The 18062-nt window shown below is 29.9% G+C and carries 22 protein-coding genes; all 22 read left to right on the plus strand.

Annotated features, from left to right (window positions below; all coding sequences use genetic code 11):
* Nucleotides 1–91: 91 nt before the first annotated feature.
* The 22 genes from HM992_RS18605 to HM992_RS18710 all read left to right on the plus strand — a co-directional run bounded on the left by HM992_RS18605 (nucleotide 92) and on the right by HM992_RS18710 (nucleotide 18017).
* The gene (locus HM992_RS18605) at nucleotides 92–796 is read left to right on the plus strand and encodes a hypothetical protein (RefSeq protein WP_179321126.1); all 705 of its coding nucleotides are present in this window, start codon (nucleotides 92–94) and stop codon (nucleotides 794–796) included.
* A gap of 142 nt (nucleotides 797–938) precedes the next feature.
* Nucleotides 939–1442, plus strand: coding sequence for a hypothetical protein (locus HM992_RS18610; protein ID WP_179321127.1), 504 nt, complete (start codon nucleotides 939–941; stop codon nucleotides 1440–1442).
* On the plus strand, nucleotides 1439–1852 hold the full coding sequence (locus tag HM992_RS18615; RefSeq protein ID WP_179321128.1) for a hypothetical protein: 414 nt from the start codon (nucleotides 1439–1441) through the stop codon (nucleotides 1850–1852). Before HM992_RS18610 ends, HM992_RS18615 begins: the two co-directional genes overlap by 4 nt.
* Nucleotides 1853–2032: 180 nt before the next feature.
* Nucleotides 2033–3103 (plus strand): DUF4365 domain-containing protein, encoded by a 1071-nt coding sequence (locus tag HM992_RS18620; protein WP_179321129.1) that lies wholly within the window; start codon nucleotides 2033–2035, stop codon nucleotides 3101–3103.
* Between the two features lie 206 nt (nucleotides 3104–3309).
* Nucleotides 3310–3570 carry a hypothetical protein gene (locus HM992_RS18625; RefSeq protein ID WP_179321130.1) on the plus strand — a complete coding sequence of 87 codons (261 nt, stop codon included), beginning with the start codon at nucleotides 3310–3312 and terminating at the stop codon, nucleotides 3568–3570.
* A gap of 150 nt (nucleotides 3571–3720) precedes the next feature.
* Entirely contained in the window at nucleotides 3721–4047 is a 327-nt protein-coding gene (locus HM992_RS18630; RefSeq protein WP_179321131.1) for a hypothetical protein, read from the plus strand.
* A gap of 202 nt (nucleotides 4048–4249) precedes the next feature.
* Nucleotides 4250–4477, plus strand: coding sequence for a hypothetical protein (locus tag HM992_RS18635; RefSeq protein ID WP_179321132.1), 228 nt, complete (start codon nucleotides 4250–4252; stop codon nucleotides 4475–4477).
* A 7-nt stretch (nucleotides 4478–4484) separates the two neighbouring features.
* A complete protein-coding gene (locus HM992_RS18640) occupies nucleotides 4485–4712 on the plus strand; it encodes a hypothetical protein (protein WP_179321133.1) in 228 nt (75 codons plus the stop codon).
* A 158-nt stretch (nucleotides 4713–4870) separates the two neighbouring features.
* The gene (locus HM992_RS18645) at nucleotides 4871–6172 is read left to right on the plus strand and encodes a hypothetical protein (RefSeq protein WP_179321134.1); all 1302 of its coding nucleotides are present in this window, start codon (nucleotides 4871–4873) and stop codon (nucleotides 6170–6172) included.
* Nucleotides 6173–6324: 152 nt separating this feature from the next.
* Nucleotides 6325–6966: a hypothetical protein gene (locus HM992_RS18650; RefSeq protein WP_179321135.1), complete on the plus strand. Its 642-nt coding sequence runs from the start codon at nucleotides 6325–6327 to the stop codon at nucleotides 6964–6966.
* A 156-nt stretch (nucleotides 6967–7122) separates the two neighbouring features.
* Nucleotides 7123–7659: a hypothetical protein gene (locus tag HM992_RS18655; RefSeq protein WP_179321136.1), complete on the plus strand. Its 537-nt coding sequence runs from the start codon at nucleotides 7123–7125 to the stop codon at nucleotides 7657–7659.
* Between the two features lie 2 nt (nucleotides 7660–7661).
* Complete coding sequence (locus HM992_RS18660) at nucleotides 7662–8045, plus strand: hypothetical protein (RefSeq protein ID WP_229720563.1); 384 nt, start codon at nucleotides 7662–7664, stop codon at nucleotides 8043–8045.
* 143 nt (nucleotides 8046–8188) lie between these two features.
* Nucleotides 8189–8965: a hypothetical protein gene (locus HM992_RS18665; protein WP_178985152.1), complete on the plus strand. Its 777-nt coding sequence runs from the start codon at nucleotides 8189–8191 to the stop codon at nucleotides 8963–8965.
* Between the two features lie 295 nt (nucleotides 8966–9260).
* Nucleotides 9261–10022, plus strand: a complete 762-nt coding sequence (locus HM992_RS18670) for an RDD family protein (protein ID WP_179321137.1) — start codon at nucleotides 9261–9263, stop codon at nucleotides 10020–10022.
* 158 nt (nucleotides 10023–10180) lie between these two features.
* Nucleotides 10181–10636 carry a hypothetical protein gene (locus tag HM992_RS18675; protein WP_229720564.1) on the plus strand — a complete coding sequence of 152 codons (456 nt, stop codon included), beginning with the start codon at nucleotides 10181–10183 and terminating at the stop codon, nucleotides 10634–10636.
* A gap of 255 nt (nucleotides 10637–10891) precedes the next feature.
* A complete protein-coding gene (locus HM992_RS18680; RefSeq protein WP_179321138.1) occupies nucleotides 10892–11581 on the plus strand; it encodes a DUF6896 domain-containing protein in 690 nt (229 codons plus the stop codon).
* Between the two features lie 610 nt (nucleotides 11582–12191).
* Nucleotides 12192–12392 carry a hypothetical protein gene (locus HM992_RS18685; protein ID WP_179321139.1) on the plus strand — a complete coding sequence of 67 codons (201 nt, stop codon included), beginning with the start codon at nucleotides 12192–12194 and terminating at the stop codon, nucleotides 12390–12392.
* Between the two features lie 540 nt (nucleotides 12393–12932).
* On the plus strand, nucleotides 12933–14003 hold the full coding sequence (locus HM992_RS18690) for a DUF4365 domain-containing protein (protein WP_179321129.1): 1071 nt from the start codon (nucleotides 12933–12935) through the stop codon (nucleotides 14001–14003).
* Nucleotides 14004–14165: 162 nt separating this feature from the next.
* Nucleotides 14166–14549, plus strand: coding sequence for a DUF3997 domain-containing protein (locus HM992_RS18695; RefSeq protein ID WP_179321140.1), 384 nt, complete (start codon nucleotides 14166–14168; stop codon nucleotides 14547–14549).
* A 167-nt stretch (nucleotides 14550–14716) separates the two neighbouring features.
* Nucleotides 14717–16495, plus strand: coding sequence for an ATP-dependent nuclease (locus HM992_RS18700; RefSeq protein WP_179321141.1), 1779 nt, complete (start codon nucleotides 14717–14719; stop codon nucleotides 16493–16495).
* A gap of 175 nt (nucleotides 16496–16670) precedes the next feature.
* Nucleotides 16671–17450: a hypothetical protein gene (locus HM992_RS18705; RefSeq protein WP_179321142.1), complete on the plus strand. Its 780-nt coding sequence runs from the start codon at nucleotides 16671–16673 to the stop codon at nucleotides 17448–17450.
* 165 nt (nucleotides 17451–17615) lie between these two features.
* Nucleotides 17616–18017 carry a hypothetical protein gene (locus tag HM992_RS18710; RefSeq protein WP_179321143.1) on the plus strand — a complete coding sequence of 134 codons (402 nt, stop codon included), beginning with the start codon at nucleotides 17616–17618 and terminating at the stop codon, nucleotides 18015–18017.
* The last annotated feature ends 45 nt before the right edge of the window (nucleotides 18018–18062 follow it).

Below are 18062 nucleotides of genomic sequence, written 5' to 3' on the forward strand. Positions count from 1 at the left end.
TTCGGAATTTTCTCTGGCAAGTTTTTGTTTACTAAATTAGTTGCTTAACCACGCAACTAACCATACACAACAACGTTAGGGTACATTTGAGATGAACGACATAGATTTATTACATAATTGGTGCTTTGGGTGTGATAATCACAAAAAATCTCTGAAAGGTCCTATTTGTAAAATCACAGAAAAAAAACCAGATTTTGATAATTCATGCAATCTTTATGTTGGAAACAATGAAAAACTGAAAAAAAGTCAACAAAAACTGATTGAAATTAACCTTAAAGACGATAGGTACTTTGAGAAAATTAAACCAACTTTTTTAACGAAAGAACTAAATAACTTACCCAATGAACTAATCTTAAGAAATAAAAAATTCGATTTGAAGTTTGTTTATCTTTTGCTTTTGGATTTCTTCGGAGCTTATTTTATTCATTATTTCACAAATGACACGCTAAACATCCTGAATTTAGAATTCTTAAAAATTTTCGGAATTCTTACAGTCTTTTCAATTCCTATATTTGGATTTATGTTAGCGAAAATGGCAGACCAATCTGAACAAATAAGGCTCTCAAAAACTGGAATAAGAATTGAAAATAAAGCTTTAATAAGTTGGACTAATTGTTTCACTTACATTTTGACTAAATATGCAAGTACAGATGGAGAAGCATCTTGGATGCGAAATGAATTTTTAGTTATTAAGAAGCCGTTTGAGAAAGAAATTATGGTCTCAATTGATAGTTTAGAAAAGAAACCATCTGAATTGAGTAATTTAATGGAGAATTATAAAAAAAACGTACCCTAACACCGTGTATAATTAATTGCTTGGTTCTAGCCTACTTGCGAAAATTCCTGCGGAATTTTCACGGGTTCGTGAAAGTTTACTAATTTAGTTGCTTAACCACGCAACTAACCATACACAATCACGTTGTGGTGCATTTAAGAAAATGAATGAGATAATAGAAAAATCGTCGGAAAAAGTAAAAGATCAAATGGAATTTTGGTTTTTTGGGTTTTTCGGTAAAGAAAAATCTGATTTCAATGGAACCGAAATATTTACTCTGTTCGATTTAATTCCTGAATCAGAAAAAAGCGAGTTTATTAAAAAAATGGAATTGAAAAAAAACGAAATTCCTGTTTTGATTTTAAAAATATCGGAATCTGAATTTATTATAAACTCAACTCACAAATTTGTTCTTTTGGATAGTTCTAAATCTGAATTCATTGAATATCCTGAATTTGAATGGCACAACGGATTTAAAGCCTTTGTGACTAACAGAGAAGATGGAATAAGTGTTAAGCAAAATGGACATTTAGCTGATTTTAGAATTCGAAAGACAAACGGAGAGATAATAACCCGAAAAATACCGACAGGCGAACCTGGTTTTGCCTTTTGGAATGTTACTAAAAAATGTGAGTTAATTGGGAGAAAATATAAAATCACAGAATGAAAACAGCATTTAATCTAAAATTAATATTAAGCTTAAACCTAATCAATTGTTCTGGTAATAAAAATATCAAAAATGATAAAAGTAAAATAAAAATGGAACTGATGGTTTTATCAAACTATGGTGCTGATGAAAAAATAATTTCTAATAGCACAACTATTGAACAGATTAAGAGCACTATGAATGAACTGAATTGGAATAATTTTCATCAAGTTGTACTTTCGACTAATGACAGCAACTGGATTGAAGTTGGAGGAAACTTGAACGAAGATGGACTTTCTTCTATGTATGAGGAAAATGGAAAACAATTCATTATAAATGAACCACCATCGTCTAAAAAACATATGACAGAAATTCTCATTTCTTACTTCAAAGGAGATGGGAAATTTAAAAGAGAAAATAAGTTTGAATAAAAAACGACACCACAACAACGTGTATAATTAATTGCTTTGGTCGTTGCTTATTTGGAAAATTCCTTCGGAATTTTCTCGCGTTCGTTTTTGTTTACTAAATTAGTTACTGAAACACGCAACTAACCATACACAAAACCGTTAGCGGTAATGCGAAAAAAATCCTACTTCTGAATTAAAGATATGCCAAAAAACACAAATTCACAAAAAATAGGTTCAGCAGGACACAGCATTGCCGAAACTCAAATTAAGTTATCTGAAGTTTGGATTGCTCGCAACCTTACTGAAGACTTTGGAATTGATATAGAGTTAGAATTTTCACCAACTGACGATGAAGTTGAAGGTAAATTTATAAAGGCTCAAATTAAGTCGCACAAGAAAATTGAAATTCATAGCGGAATTTTAACCGAATCTTTTTCTAAATCCTTTCTACGATATGTCTATGAATGTAGAATACCAATAATTTTAATTATTGTGGAAACAAGTACGTCAAATTCTTGGTATGTATGGATACAAAAATGGCTTATTGATAGTGGAAACAGTACTAATATATACGATGAAAGCCAAAATAAAAGTATGTCAGTACAAATAAATACTGAAAATGATTTTAAACGAGCATTAAAAAGAGATTTGATTTCAATTGCATCTTGGGAAAACAAAACACAATTATATATTGCCGTTAAGGACTTGGCAAGTTTATCATTAAGAATGTATGATGATAAACTTTCGGAGTTATTATTTGGGTATTTAGAAGAATTGAAATCAGCCAATCCAAATGACCCAGATTACATTGATTTACTCTTAAATAGAGTAATTGAATTGGGTACAGGAATTTGGGCTACAAATGAAGGCAATAAAGTTTCGCAAATGCTATTCTCATTTTTGAGAGAAAATGGAAATAAAATAAATGCTGACCACATTTCAAAACTTGTTATTAGAGGAAAAGATTGTTCAAGAACAGGAATAAATGCGCTAGGCTTGCTTTATGATAATTACCCAGAACATACTGCATCCTTAAAATTAATAAGCAGATTTAAGAATTTTGATGACCCAAGATTATTTTATTATTGTTCTATTAGAGAAAGATTTTTGGGTACAAAAAGTCCAAGTTGGCTAAATGAAAAGAATGATTTAAATTTAGGTAAAATTAAAACCGATTTTTCAGAAATTAATACCAGTATATTTGATAAATGGGCAAATCGTGGAGATAGTGTGATTTTCGATTATGTCTATTTTGACGGAGAAAAAAAATAAAATATAAAGCACTACCGCTAACACCGTGTATAATTAATTGCTTGGTTCTTCACTACTTGCGAAAATTCCTGCGGAATTTTCTCTGGTCCGTAAAAGTTTGCTAAATTAGCTACCCAACCACGCAACTAACCATACACAAACACGTTGGCAGTAATTAAAAACTCACTCAAAACCAAAACTGAATTAAGACTTATAAAAGTAAATTTATGAATGAAAGAGTTTTAATTATTTTAAGAAAACTGATAAATGTATTGAGATATATTTTTACAGGATTTTGGGGATTTTTAACAATAATTGTTATCATATATTTAATTCATAGATATTCAAATCCTGGTTGGAAAAGTATTTCAAATCGAGACTTAAAAGATTATGGAAAAATTAGTTTAATCTTTTTTTCAATATTCGGAATCTTGACATTTTTAAAATATTCTATAACTAAAAAATTGAATAAAAATGAAGAAAAGTAAAACTTTGAAAGTTTAAAAAATCCATTTGAAATTTATAAGGTGAATTTAAAGTTTATGAAAAAGAATAAAAAAGGAGGAAATACAATCAAAATAAAAGAATATTTATTAAAGAAATAAATTGAAACCATTGTGAGAGATTATAACTATTTAATGGAAAAATTTTCATCATTAATTTACGGATTAACTACAGGAAAAGGTAATATTAAAGAACGACTTATCGTAAATTCGGTTGAACTTCATATGACATTTGGACTTGAATTCCCTGAAGAATTTAAAGACCAAAAGAATGAAATTATAAGTCGTTTGACAAAATTCTCAGCATTAATGGAAGATAGTGAAATTATTATGAGTTCTTATAATCGAACGATTTCAAAATGTCGATATAATACTATTGTAGAATTAACAGAATTAATAGCTAATTTACATTTAGATATGCAATTCTATTTAAGAACTCTGAAAACTTCCCGAAAAGAATAACAAAAATAGATTAAACATCTGAAAAAATAACTACTGCCAACACCGTATATAATTTATTGCTAGTTCTAGCCTACTTACGAAAATCCTCGCGGATTTTCTATTCGGTTTTTATTTGCTAAATTACGTGCTAAACCACGCAACAAACCATATACAAACACGTTGGCGTGCATTTGAGAAAACTCGATAGAAATATTTGAATAAGATGAAAATTGGAGATATTGTTGAATATCATAATGAATTTGGATTAATTATTGAAATTCCAAAAACGGACAACAACGGAAAGTATTTGTCTGGAGATTTACTCGTTCAATGGGATACTGAAAATGAAAACGATATTGAGAATTGCATTGGAAATTTAGAAGGATTTCTAAAAATAGTAGATAAACACGAGTTCAAGTTTATAAAACTAAATGAGCAAATGAAAAAGTAAAAATATTATGAGTCGCTCAAAAAAGAAAACTAAAATACACGGAATTACAACTGCAACGTCTGAAAAGGAAAACAAGCAAGACGCAAACAGAAAATTTCGAAGAGTTATTAAGCAAAAAGTTAAATCAGAAGAAACGGAATTACCAGAATTACGTGAAGTTTCGAATGTTTGGAGCTTTGACAAAGATGGAAAAAGATATAATCCTGAAATGACTGACAAAGAATTACGAAAATAAAAAACGACACGCCAACACCGTATAAAAATAATTGCGGTTTAGTGCTTAATCAAAGGTCGTTGCGTGTTTGTAACGTCTATTTTCCTTCGGAAAATCCTCGCATACAAACCCGCAACTATTCTTATACATAAACGTTATGCCCAACTTAAAACAAAAGAATGTCAGAAGATAAAGAAGAAATAAGAGAAGCAACTCAATCCGAATTATTCGAATACAATTTAGATAGATTTTTAGAAGAACTTTCTGCTCTTAACGATACTCTACCCATTCAGTTATTTTTACTTGATTTCAAGCATAAACAGTTAATTGAAAAACTTGAAAAAATATCAACTCAAGAAGAAGGAGAAAACGAAGAAGGAGAAAAATATACAAGCTATAAAGTTAGTTCGGACAATATTGAGGAATTCCCTAAAATACACAAACACCTTAATAGGTCTGAGATTGCAAAAAAAATTATACCGCGAAATTTTATAGTATCTATTATTAGTCAATATGATGCTTTTTTAGGTGACTTAATGAGAGCTTTGTATGAAATTAATCCAAATATCATAAGGTCTAGCGAGAAAGAAATTAATGCAGAAGATTTATTTACTTATGAAACAATTGACGAATTAAAAAACCATATAATTGACAAAGAGGTTGATACTTTATTAAGGGAAGGTCATTATGAACAACTATTAATTTTAGAGAAAAAAATATCTATTGTTTCAGATAACAAATTCACCTTAACAACAAATCTTCCGGTACTCAGTAGTTTTATAGAATTAACCCAAAGACGAAATTTATTTGTTCATACAAATGGATCTTCAACAAAACAATATCTACAAATATCTAAGAAATGGAAGTTTAAAACTGAATGTGATTCTGTCAATCAAGAGTTAATTGCAAATCCAGAATATTGTCAAAAAGCTTACAGCATTTTGTATGAAATGAGTGTGAAATTGACACACGTTTTATGGAGGAAATTTGTTCCACAAGAAAGAAAAGATGCAGACGAACATTTAAACCAAATTATTTATGACTTACTAATAGACAATAAATATGAATTAGCTATTGAGTTTGCAAACTTTTTTACTGATGTTATTAAAAAGTTTTCGAGCGAACAGTTCAGAAAGTTTGTTGTTGTCAATAAGGCTATAGCATACAAAATGTTAAACAAAGAAAAAGAATGTAAGCAAGTTATTAAAAGTGAGGATTGGTCAATTGGAAATGAATTTAAATTGGCTAAGTTAATCTTGGAAGATAATTTTATCGAAGCTAAGGAACTAATGATGAAAATTGGTAACAATGATGAAGTTGTAAATAAAAAAGCTTATGAAAACTGGCCTTTATTCGAAAAATTTAGATTAACAGAAGAATTTAAATCTGCATATTTAGATTTGTTTAAAGAAGAATTTACACTTGAAGAAATACAAGAAAAAAACAAAGAAGAAAAAGAATTAGAACCAGCGGAAAAATAAAAGCAGGGCATAACACCGTATAAAAATAATTGCGGTTTAGTGCTTAATCCAAAAGTCGTTGCGTGTTTGTAACGTCTGATTTTCCTTCGGAAAATCCTCGCATACAAACCCGCAACTATCCTTATACATAAACGTTACCACACATTTGCGAAATGACGACATTTATAGTTTTAATAACAATATTTTCAGGAATTAGTTTAGTGCTGATTTTGAAAAAATATGACTTTCCAAAACTGGAAAAAGTTATTAGAAAAATCTCATTTTACTCTTTAATCGGAATTTTAATCTGTATTGTACTTCTGGTTTTTGACTTCCGACCAAAAGGAAAATACACAACCTCAATAATTGGACTGACATTCTTGCTGTCTACAATTCTACTTTTCGGATTGACTAAAAACAGTTTGACCAAAATATTGAGCAGAATTTTGACAATACCAATTTTCATTTTCGGAATATTAAGTATGTTTTGGGAAATGGGATTTGTGTTTTTTTATTTAATCACTTTGCCATTTCAGCCACCTTTTTCAAAATCTGAAATTAATGCTAATCATAACGTAGAAGTACGAGTTGGCGGATTTTTCGCTTGTGGAGAAAGTTTAGTAATTACAAAATCCGAATTTGGAATTTTAGACAAACAGCATTATGTCGGAAATAACTTTTACATGACTGGAATCGATAAAATTGAAACTTTAGAATTTAAAGAAAATGATGTGGAATTTTTAATATATCACGATGGAAAAACTGAATTTGAAAACCCATATAAATATCAACCTGAAATGAAAAACGTGTGGTAACACCGTGTATAATTAATTGCTTGTTTCTAGCCTACTTACGAATATTCCTGCGGAATATTCTATTCGGTTTTTATTTGCTAAATTAGTTGCTCAAACACGCAACTAATCATACACAAACACGTTGTGGTGCATTTGAAAAAAAATCGAGATTACTAAATGTTTTTAGGCTTAAAACTACTTTTCCTACTTCTAATTTCGCCAATAATAATTGGTGTTTTTATTTATGGCTTAAAAAGAAAAACAGAATCTAGCGGAAAAATAATTCTAACTCTTTATGCAATTGGTTTTTGTTCAATCCTATTACTCTGGATTATTGGAACATTAAATCAGAAAAAAGTACTGGAAAAATCAGATTTTTATGGCGAATATATAATTGACCGAGATTATTTTTCTGGAAAACAAGCGGATTGGCAATACAACAACTTCCGATTTGAAATTAAAGAAAATGATTCGATTTACTTTTACGTTACGAACGGAAAATTAATTAAAGAAACCTATAAAGGAGCAATATCAACAGTAGCACCATACCAATCTGCAAGACTGAAAATAAAAATGGACTTACCAACTCATCACGTATTGAATAGTAATCCAACAATATATCGTGAATCTTGGGACTTTTTTATGGTATTTAATTCACAGAAATTTCATAATATGTATTTCCGAAAAGGAGAATGGAAAGAAATTGAATATTAATAATGAAGAAAGAAAAGATTTTAAAAATAATATCTCTATCATCATATTCGTTAATTATATTAATGGGACAAATGATAGGTATCCCTTTTATCTTTTGGCTTATATGGACAAGTTTTGAATTTGGAAATAATGACCAAATATTTGCTATTTTAGGACTTATTGGTCTAATTCTGAACTTTACTAAATATTATAAGAGGACAATTATAAAAATAATGAGTTTTTCTTTAATGCTTATTCCAATTATTAGAAGATTAACAGAAATACCGTTTGAAAAGTTTAAATATCTCGCTTTTCAAATACCTTTAATTATTTTTATTATTACCACTATAATCTTAATATTAACATCAATCTGGACGAAAAAAAACGCACCACAACACCGTGTATAATTAATTGCTTTGGCAAGTGATTATTTGGAAAATTCCTTCGGAATTTTCTCGCGTTCGTTTTTGTTTACTAAATTAGTTGCTTAAACACGCAACTAACCATACACAACAACGTTGGTTGCAATTAAAATTGACCTTGAATCATAATGAAATTAAGCTTCTTCCTCTGGACTCTGATTCTTTTGACTCTTTTGAGTCTTGGATTTGACCTATTCGGTTTCTATTTTATAATAGAATATAATGTCGAAGCCTTTGATTTTGGAATTATTGGTGGAGGTGTCAAGCTTTTATTTTGGTTAAGCTTTTTAGGTACAATCATATTCCTTATCATTAAAAGAAATCAGTTATCTAAAAGAAACGTCTCTTCGACAATAATGCTGTTAATTATAATTCTATCACTTACACTAATTGATAAAACAGCAATGATAGAAAGTTTGTTCCAAAAAATATATTTTTCCGATAACGTTATGATGGAGGATTCAACAGATTTCACTCTAAATGATATCGCAGAAATTCAGGTTATCGACCTACTACACTTAGTACAAACCGATAACAGAAAAGTTTTTTCAGAATTAATAGCTTACTCTGGTAACGATAAAGAAAGAATATTTAAGGATCATTTGGACTTAAGTGTTATTGAAGAGCAGGAAACAAACACGTTGTATTTTAATCAGTTTAGGAAAATAATTGATTATTGCTATAACCTCAAACCATCAACAGGCAATATTGACACAGAATATAACTTTGTAATGACTGACAGTCGGACAATTCAAAAAAACAAACGACAAGTCGTTAGAGTAAAAATGAATTTCTGCTTACCTAACGAAGTAAAATGTATCGAAGACGTTTATTATTTTGATTTTGTCAAATCAGATAAAACCTTATTACTGATTGACATTAACGACATGGAATTATATAAATAAGAAACTATAGTAATCTACTATTTAGGACTTATCTCAGATTTGCTAAATGAGTGCATTTCAAATGGTCGTAGTCAGTCATAAAAAGCAGTCGGACGGATTCTGACGGAAGAAAGACTAAATGGAATAAAAAAACTGCAACCAACACCGTGTATAATTAATTGCTTTTTAAGTGCTTACTTGCGAAAATTCCTGCGGAATTTTCACGGGTTCGTAAAAGTTTGCTAAATTAGTTGCTTTACCACGCAACTAACCATACACATCAACGTTAGCACCAATATAAACCAACCATCAATTAATGAACGAAAATTTAGAAAAAGAGTATATTTTATCGAGTAGAAAAAGACGAATAGCAGCATTTTTAATTGACCATTTTACATTTACTTTTCTGATAGTAGGAATTGTATTCTTGTCACTTGGAACAGATTTTATGGATGAAAATAATTTCAATAATCTGACAAGTAAAATGTTGCCGACAATGTTGATTGGATTTCTAATATACTTTGCAAAAGATTCTATAAAAGGAATTAGTCCTGGAAAGTGGGTTATGGGAATTATGGTTCGAAATGAAAATAATTCTAATGAAGTTCCTTCTTTTGGAAAATTGTTAATCCGAAATCTATTTTTAATAATTTGGCCAGTAGAATTTATAGTTCTTGCTTCAAGTCAAGAGAAAAAAAGACTTGGAGATAAAACTACAAAAGCAATTGTAGTTAAGAATCCAAACAAACCGGAAAAACTTCCGAGAATTTTAGCGTTAATTGGAACTGGAATTGCCTTTTTCACATTTACATTCTTATTTGCTGGTTCTGCAATGAAAAATTCAGACGCTTATAAAGTTGCAGTCTCTAAAATTGAACAAAATGAGGAAATTATATTGGAAACTGGAGGAATAACAGGTTATGGAATGATGCCGACTGGAAATGTAAATATTTCAAATGGAAACGGACAAGCACAGTTGGAAATAAAAGTTCTCGGATATAAAAGAGATTTGAATGTTAGTGTTTATCTGACAAAAGAACCAAATGGAGAATGGAAGTTAATAGAACTGAACAAATAAATACTGGTGCTAACACCGTATATAATTTATTGCTGGCTTTTTGCCTACTTGCGAAAGTCCTCGCGGACTTTCTTGATCGGTAATTATTTACTAAATTAGTTGCTTGAAACACGCAACAAACCATATACAACAACGTTGTAAAACATTTGAAGAAAATTTTGAAAATATCGTTCATAATTCTAACAATAGGCTGGTTTGCTTTTATTGGGTTCGGATTTGTTGTTGCTAATTTCTTCGGAGAAACGCGTGAGGATTTAGCTTTTAACGAAACTAATTACTCGTGCGAATTAAAAAATGGAAAATATAAAGTGGTTTATGACAAAGAATTTTCTCAATATCCAAAATGGGAATTTGAACTAAATGGAAAAAATGTAACTAAAATAAACTCTGATATAAAACGTAAATACGAATTAGAAAAAATTGGAGCAAATAGTTTTCGACTTAATTCATTGGAAAAGAAAACTGACTCGCTGACAGAAATTCAAAAAGCTTTGATTTCTCAAGGAAAATCTTATTACGAAATAACTGATTGCAAAAAAGACACTTTTGAATTTACTATGCGTGTGAATTTACACGTAATTTCAAATTCTGGAAAGTTTATCAAAGTAGAATAACGAAAAAACAGGATTTTAAATCTGTGAAAAAATTAAATCACAAACGTTGCGGAAATGGAATTAAAAAATTGAGTTTAAAAAAAAAATAAACTAAGAAAAAAAACGTTTTACAACACCGTGTATAATTAATTGCTAGGTTCTTGCCTACTTGCGAAAATTCCTGCGGAATTTTCACGGGTTCGTTAAAGTTTACTAACTTAGTTGCTTAACCACGCAACTAACCATACACAAAACCGTTGGCAACAAGCTGAAAAAATGACGATAAACATCAAAAAAACTCTTGAAATTGGAAAAGTCCGAGAACTTTTAAATGAAAACGAGACTTTATTGTTTGTTGTGACTGATGAGAAATTAACCAGAAGTTATGTATTAGAATTACAAAAAGAATTGCCTAATTATGTCGTGACTCGAATGGAATGGCTGAATAAACTGAATATTGTTCCAAGTATATCAACAAAAGTAGTTTTAGAAAATATACTTGAATTTCATAATTGTATTGAATTGTTTGATAAAACAGCTCATTCTCTAATGAACCTATTGGCTGAAACGTTCGACATTAATCTGAATAACTCTAATGAGGTTTACGAATTAAAAACCAAAAGAAGCGAAAATCAAAGAGGAGAAATAAATAATGAATGGAAATATCATTTTCACGGAAAAAGTTGCTCATTTACAAACACAAATACGGAGCAGTTTTTAGATATTCAAATTAACAACGGAATTGAGTTTGGAGAATTGGACACTTATTATTTGATGAAATTTATTCAAACAACGGAATCACTAAAAAAAGCAAGTCAAATTTTAGACAATAAGACTGAAAATATGAGAAAAGTAATTGAAACATTATGGAGTTTTGATTATCTAATAGAGTTACCAAATGGAATAAATAATGAATTAATATTAAACCGGAACAAAAAGCCTGTTGCCAACACCGTGTATAATTAATTGCTAGTTATAGCCTACTTACGAAAGTCCTCGCGGACTTTCTATCTGTGATTTATTTGCTAACTTTAGTGCTTAAACACGCAACGAAATCATACACAAACACGTTGGCATTCATGGCTCACTCTGCTCTAAAAAAATTATAAAACTGCTCAAAAGAGGTTTAAAAACAATTCTTTAAAATCTTACTCAAGTGACTTTTGACAAATAAAAACGTAACTGTTACGTGCGACTGATTTCACTCTTGCGAACTAAAAAAAATAAAAAATTAAAACTGACTTCTGACAAGCAATTTGCAAAGTTTACGTGCAACTGACTTTACTCTTGTTTTAAAAAAAATCTGACTTTTACCAAGCAATTCGAAACTGTTGCTTCGGACTGATCTTTGTTGCGAAAAATTTTGTGGTTTAAAAACTTAAATTTACGTGAGAAAATAAAACCACGCATGCCAACAATGTATAAAAATAATGCGTAGTTTAGTACCGATCAAGAGTAAATGCTTGTTTGCTTGCTTATGATTTTCCTGCGGAAAATCCTCGCAAACAAACACCGCACTATTCTTATACGTAACCGTTGCCAGTAATAGCCACAGCATCGATAAAAAAATCTTACAATGAAGAATGATTTTATTATGGAACTTATATTATGTATTCCATTAATCCTTTTTGGAACTTGGTCTACAAGAAAAGCTGTTAATAAATATAAACTTAAATCCTATTATGATTTCCAAATGTTAGGTGCTGGAATAAGTTCAATAATAATTGGGATTTATTTCTTATATAGTGTGTTAAGTGATATTATAACAGCATTCTAAAAAAGAAAAATATAGAAAATCAAGCGATTAAAATAAATCGGACTGAAAAGCACAACGCTGGAATTTTAAACTAAACGGAGAAATTAAACCGAACAGCCCGCAAAAAAATTGCTATTTGAAAAACAAAAACGACTGAATAAAAAACGCTGGAATTAATTTCGGAGATTATTTTTTTGTTTTTAAGAGTAAAATTCAAAACGCAACTTCAGATTTATTTACAACGTCGGATTTCTAATCTGAACGAACAATTTAAACCGAACAATTCGAGTAAAATTGCGAACTAAAAAACAACAACGTTGGAATTAAAACAAAACGTGCAAATTTGGAACTGAATAAAAAATAAAACGGACGAATAACAGAAACTACTACTGGCAACACCGTGTATAATTAATTGCTTTGGCAAGTGATTATTTGGAAAATTCCTTCGGAATTTTCTCGCGTTCGTTTTTGTTTACTAAATTAGTTGCTTAAACACGCAACTAACCATACACAATCACGTTAGCGGTAATGCGAAAAAAATCCTACTTCTGAATTAAAGATATGCCAAAAAACACAAATTCACAAAAAATAGGTTCAGCAGGACACAGCATTGCCGAAACTCAAATTAAGTTATCTGAAGTTTGGATTGCTCGCAACCTTACTGAAGACTTTGGAATTGATATAGAGTTAGAATTTTCACCAACTGACGATGAAGTTGAAGGTAAATTTATAAAGGCTCAAATTAAGTCGCACAAGAAAATTGAAATTCATAGCGGAATTTTAACCGAATCTTTTTCTAAATCCTTTCTACGATATGTCTATGAATGTAGAATACCAATAATTTTAATTATTGTGGAAACAAGTACGTCAAATTCTTGGTATGTATGGATACAAAAATGGCTTATTGATAGTGGAAACAGTACTAATATATACGATGAAAGCCAAAATAAAAGTATGTCAGTACAAATAAATACTGAAAATGATTTTAAACGAGCATTAAAAAGAGATTTGATTTCAATTGCATCTTGGGAAAACAAAACACAATTATATATTGCCGTTAAGGACTTGGCAAGTTTATCATTAAGAATGTATGATGATAAACTTTCGGAGTTATTATTTGGGTATTTAGAAGAATTGAAATCAGCCAATCCAAATGACCCAGATTACATTGATTTACTCTTAAATAGAGTAATTGAATTGGGTACAGGAATTTGGGCTACAAATGAAGGCAATAAAGTTTCGCAAATGCTATTCTCATTTTTGAGAGAAAATGGAAATAAAATAAATGCTGACCACATTTCAAAACTTGTTATTAGAGGAAAAGATTGTTCAAGAACAGGAATAAATGCGCTAGGCTTGCTTTATGATAATTACCCAGAACATACTGCATCCTTAAAATTAATAAGCAGATTTAAGAATTTTGATGACCCAAGATTATTTTATTATTGTTCTATTAGAGAAAGATTTTTGGGTACAAAAAGTCCAAGTTGGCTAAATGAAAAGAATGATTTAAATTTAGGTAAAATTAAAACCGATTTTTCAGAAATTAATACCAGTATATTTGATAAATGGGCAAATCGTGGAGATAGTGTGATTTTCGATTATGTCTATTTTGACGGAGAAAAAAAATAAAATATAAAGCACTACCGCTAACACCGTGTATAATTAATTGCTTGGTTCTTCACTACTTGCGAAAATTCCTGCGGAATTTTCTCTGGTCCGTAAAAGTTTGCTAAATTAGCTACCCAACCACGCAACTAACCATACACAAACACGTTGTGTGTAATTAACGAAATGAAGAAAGCTTACCTACATATATTAATTTTATTGTTTACTTGTATTTCTTGTAGCGACAGAAAATTAGGAAACGACTACTACTATCTTCCGAAGTATGAATCAATTGACGTTGGATATCCCGATAGCGAAGCTATTGTTTATAAGTCCAATCAAGAGTATGTCTTTAATGACATTAAAATTCGAGGCGATGTTTTAGAGGTTGATTTTAATTCAAAGTACATTATCATCAAAAGAGACCCATTGATAAGTCGAGACGAAAATTCAGGTATTATTGAATATTACATTATTGAAAAGAAAAGCGACAAAATCTTTGGACCAATGACTGAAAACGATTTTGATAAAAAAATTGTTGAATTAAATATAAATCTTGAATTTGAATAAAAAACTACACACAACACCGTATAAAAAAAATTGCTAGTTTTAGCTAAACCAAAGTTAGTTGCTCGTTTGCTAGCTTCTGATTTTCCTTCGGAAAATCCTCGCAAACAAACACGCAACTTTCCTTATACATAAACGTTATGTGCCATTTGAAAAAAAATCTGAACTAAATGAAAATATTTGATATTACAATTAAAAACTTTAGAGGAATTGCTGAACTGCAAAGATTAAAAGTTGGAGAAATAAATTCATTTGTAGGAAAAAATGATTCTGGAAAATCAAATATTTTGAAAGCACTTAACACTTTCTTTAATGACAAATTTGACACAAATGATGTTTTTAAAGGAATTCCAGATGGAGAAAAAACCGAGATAACTTTAAGGTTTACACCTAACGAAGTAATAAACTCACTAGCATTAGATTCAAATAGTAAAATTCAATTAAAGAAAACATTTGAATTTAATACTTCTGGAAAAGTAGTGAAATCATTAACTTATGTCTGTAATGATTTGAATAGTGCAGACTATTCGAATTGTTGGGGAATTAAAGAATCTGAAATAAATGCGTATTGTGCTTCTTTAGAGTTAGATTATTCTCGTTCTGGACGTGGAGTTACAAACTTATCCAAAATTGAGTTAATTAACGATAATACTGCTGATTTAGGAAGAGTAGAAAAAGAACACGATGCATCTGATTTTTTAAAAAACTTAAAGAAACAATACAGTTTCATTGAACTTCCTGTTTATTCTCTATTTGATGCAGAACAAGACCTTAACGTAAGTTCTACATCTTTTCAAAGTCAATTTAAACCAATCGCAACCGAATCTTTAAGAAACAATTCTGCTCTAACTGACCAAATAGAAAATAATGTACAAACAGATTTAGAAACTGAATTTTCTGCAATTACAACTCTAATGCAAAAAAATGTTCCCGAACTTGAACGTATAAACACCTCACCTGTTTGCAATTGGGGAAACCTTGTGAAATTTGATTTGTCTTTAAAATTTAGTTCTGATAATTATGACATTCCAATATCTAATAAAGGTACAGGATTTAAAAGACTATTAATGGTTGCATATTTTGAGTACTTGGCTCAAAAAACAACAAAACAACATCAAATTTTTGGAATAGAAGAACCTGAAACTTTTTTGCATCCTGAATTACAACAAGATTTGCTGACCTCAATAATTGAATTGGCAGATGATAGCCAGTTTTTTTTAACAACACATTCACCCGTATTTGCAGGCTCTACAAGAGATTCAAATATTGTAGTTGTAAAAAAAGAAAATGAATTATCTACATATTACAACTATGAAAATGAAGACGAAATATTAGATGTTGTAATTCAAGAATTAGGAATAAAGCCAAATTATAATTTACTGAATGATAATTATAGAAAAGCAGTTTTTGTAGAAGGTAGCGGAGACGTGAAATTCTGGAAAGTTGCGTTTGAAAAAATAAACGGAGAAATACCAAACGACATTTTATTTGTGCCTTGTGGTGGAGACCAAGTAGATTTTTTCGTGAATGCTCATCTATGCAGAAAAATCAATAGACGATTTATAGTTGTTCTAGATTCAGACAGAGGAGCAGTCGATTATGATGCAAAGTTGGCTAATAAGGCTCAACTCATAGAAAAAGTAGAGGAATTAGGTGGAGAAGTAATGATTTTGAGAAAAAGAGAAATTGAGAATTATTACTCAAGAGATGCAATACAAAGAGTTCTTGGAAATGATTATGTAATTCCCGAACAATTCCAAATAACCGATTATTCAGATATTAAAGAAGAAATTAAAACACATATTCTAGAACCGTCATCAGTAAATTTTAAAGCAAAAAACAATTTTACTGTATTTGAGGAAATGACACAAGCAGAATGGATTGCTTCCTCTGTAACTGTCGGAGAAACAAATGATATTCAGATAATTATAAATAAAATATTGGAATAAAAACGGCACATAACACCGTGTATAATTCATTGCTAGTTATAGCTTGCTTACGAAAGTCCTCGCGGACTTTCTATCTGTGATTTATTTGCTAACTTTAGTGCTTAAACACGCAACGAAATCATACACAAACACGTTAGCACAAATACAAAACAAACTTCAAGCATTTTATTAAACTATGTCTTTCGATGAAACATTATTGCAATTACGATTAATCGCTCGAAAGAAAGGTAAATATGTAATGAACAAATTATTTGATGACTACTTGACTGGTCACATCGACAAAAAAAGAATAATTTCTTGTCTTTTATGTGGTTCTGAATCTAATATTACAAAGGAACACGTACTTCCGAAATGGGTGTTTGAAAATGACCCAACACGAACTTTCACAACTGATGTTAATCAGTTGTCACAGAAGTATATCGGAACAACATTGCCTATGTGTTCCACTTGTAATACAGATTTACTAAATACGTTAGAACTTTATATACAAAGAACAATTTCAGAAGTAGACCTAAAAACTAAATATTATAGTTCTGAAAACTGGGACAATATTATAAGGTGGCTCGAAACCATAGATTTTAAATTTCAGCTAATGGATTTAACAACTAAATTTAGAGCTCATAAAGAAGCTGGATATGTTCCTTTTTTAGCGGACTTATCAATAGCAGAAATGAGAGATTTCTCAATTCGGACAATTCAATCAAAAGCAAGGTTATCCTTGAAGAGAATTTCAACAAAGGACAAAACTAAAAGAGCTAATTCTCTAATAGTTGGAACGACTAAGGTTAAAACATTTAATTATTTTCATAAATCAGGACAGTTCATTCATCTTGAAATACCGAAATATAATAAAGTGTTTTTCTATTTTTTCGAGAAAGTGTTTGAAGATGATGAACAGGCGAAAAAAGAAGCCATGGAAATAATCAAATCAGTTTATGATGAGGGGAAAGAATAAGTACTTGTGCTAACACCGTGTATAATTAATTGCTGTTTTCTTCCCTACTTGCGAATATTCCTGCGGAATATTCACGGGTTCGTAAATGTTTGCTAACTTAGTCGCTTAACCACGCAACTAACCATACACAAACACGTTGTGCAACATTTAATAAAAACACCGAAAATGAAAATAAAATATAATGAATTAGATAAATCACTTGAAATTAAAGATGAATTGAGAAATCATTATCTTTTAATAAAAATTGTATTGATTTTAAATTTGATAAGTTCGGTTTTCCAACTAATAGATACAAATAAGACTGGAATCGGTTTCGTAGAAATTATATTCTTTATAGTTGGAATTAGCTCATTGATTATTTTGTGCATTTTTATCTTTAAAAAAGATACTTCTGAGAAAATTCCAATTGAAAAAATTGTACGATTAAATGAAAAATCGATATTCGGAAAAAAACAATTCTCTTTGAAATTAAAAAACGGAAAGAAACGTGACTTAACAGAATTAAAATCTGAAACGGAATTTAATGAATTAAAAAAAATGTTTTCGGAAATCGGAATTATAAACTGAAAGAAAAAAACGTTGCACAACACCGTGTATAATTAATTGCTTCAT

This window comes from Winogradskyella helgolandensis (assembly GCF_013404085.1).
In the GTDB taxonomy this organism is placed as follows: domain Bacteria; phylum Bacteroidota; class Bacteroidia; order Flavobacteriales; family Flavobacteriaceae; genus Winogradskyella; species Winogradskyella helgolandensis.

Excerpts from the sequence above, each read along its gene's own strand:
- HM992_RS18605 (WP_179321126.1), top strand. The coding sequence starts at position 92 with ATGAACGACATAGATTTATTACATAATTGGTGCTTTGGGTGTGATAAT.
- HM992_RS18610 (WP_179321127.1), top strand. The coding sequence starts at position 939 with ATGAATGAGATAATAGAAAAATCGTCGGAAAAAGTAAAAGATCAAATG.
- HM992_RS18615 (WP_179321128.1), top strand. The coding sequence starts at position 1,439 with ATGAAAACAGCATTTAATCTAAAATTAATATTAAGCTTAAACCTAATC.
- HM992_RS18620 (WP_179321129.1), top strand. The coding sequence starts at position 2,033 with ATGCCAAAAAACACAAATTCACAAAAAATAGGTTCAGCAGGACACAGC.
- HM992_RS18625 (WP_179321130.1), top strand. The coding sequence starts at position 3,310 with ATGAATGAAAGAGTTTTAATTATTTTAAGAAAACTGATAAATGTATTG.
- HM992_RS18630 (WP_179321131.1), top strand. The coding sequence starts at position 3,721 with ATGGAAAAATTTTCATCATTAATTTACGGATTAACTACAGGAAAAGGT.
- HM992_RS18635 (WP_179321132.1), top strand. The coding sequence starts at position 4,250 with ATGAAAATTGGAGATATTGTTGAATATCATAATGAATTTGGATTAATT.
- HM992_RS18640 (WP_179321133.1), top strand. The coding sequence starts at position 4,485 with ATGAGTCGCTCAAAAAAGAAAACTAAAATACACGGAATTACAACTGCA.
- HM992_RS18645 (WP_179321134.1), top strand. The coding sequence starts at position 4,871 with ATGTCAGAAGATAAAGAAGAAATAAGAGAAGCAACTCAATCCGAATTA.
- HM992_RS18650 (WP_179321135.1), top strand. The coding sequence starts at position 6,325 with ATGACGACATTTATAGTTTTAATAACAATATTTTCAGGAATTAGTTTA.
- HM992_RS18655 (WP_179321136.1), top strand. The coding sequence starts at position 7,123 with ATGTTTTTAGGCTTAAAACTACTTTTCCTACTTCTAATTTCGCCAATA.
- HM992_RS18660 (WP_229720563.1), top strand. The coding sequence starts at position 7,662 with ATGAAGAAAGAAAAGATTTTAAAAATAATATCTCTATCATCATATTCG.
- HM992_RS18665 (WP_178985152.1), top strand. The coding sequence starts at position 8,189 with ATGAAATTAAGCTTCTTCCTCTGGACTCTGATTCTTTTGACTCTTTTG.
- HM992_RS18670 (WP_179321137.1), top strand. The coding sequence starts at position 9,261 with ATGAACGAAAATTTAGAAAAAGAGTATATTTTATCGAGTAGAAAAAGA.
- HM992_RS18680 (WP_179321138.1), top strand. The coding sequence starts at position 10,892 with ATGACGATAAACATCAAAAAAACTCTTGAAATTGGAAAAGTCCGAGAA.
- HM992_RS18685 (WP_179321139.1), top strand. The coding sequence starts at position 12,192 with ATGAAGAATGATTTTATTATGGAACTTATATTATGTATTCCATTAATC.
- HM992_RS18690 (WP_179321129.1), top strand. The coding sequence starts at position 12,933 with ATGCCAAAAAACACAAATTCACAAAAAATAGGTTCAGCAGGACACAGC.
- HM992_RS18695 (WP_179321140.1), top strand. The coding sequence starts at position 14,166 with ATGAAGAAAGCTTACCTACATATATTAATTTTATTGTTTACTTGTATT.
- HM992_RS18700 (WP_179321141.1), top strand. The coding sequence starts at position 14,717 with ATGAAAATATTTGATATTACAATTAAAAACTTTAGAGGAATTGCTGAA.
- HM992_RS18705 (WP_179321142.1), top strand. The coding sequence starts at position 16,671 with ATGTCTTTCGATGAAACATTATTGCAATTACGATTAATCGCTCGAAAG.
- HM992_RS18710 (WP_179321143.1), top strand. The coding sequence starts at position 17,616 with ATGAAAATAAAATATAATGAATTAGATAAATCACTTGAAATTAAAGAT.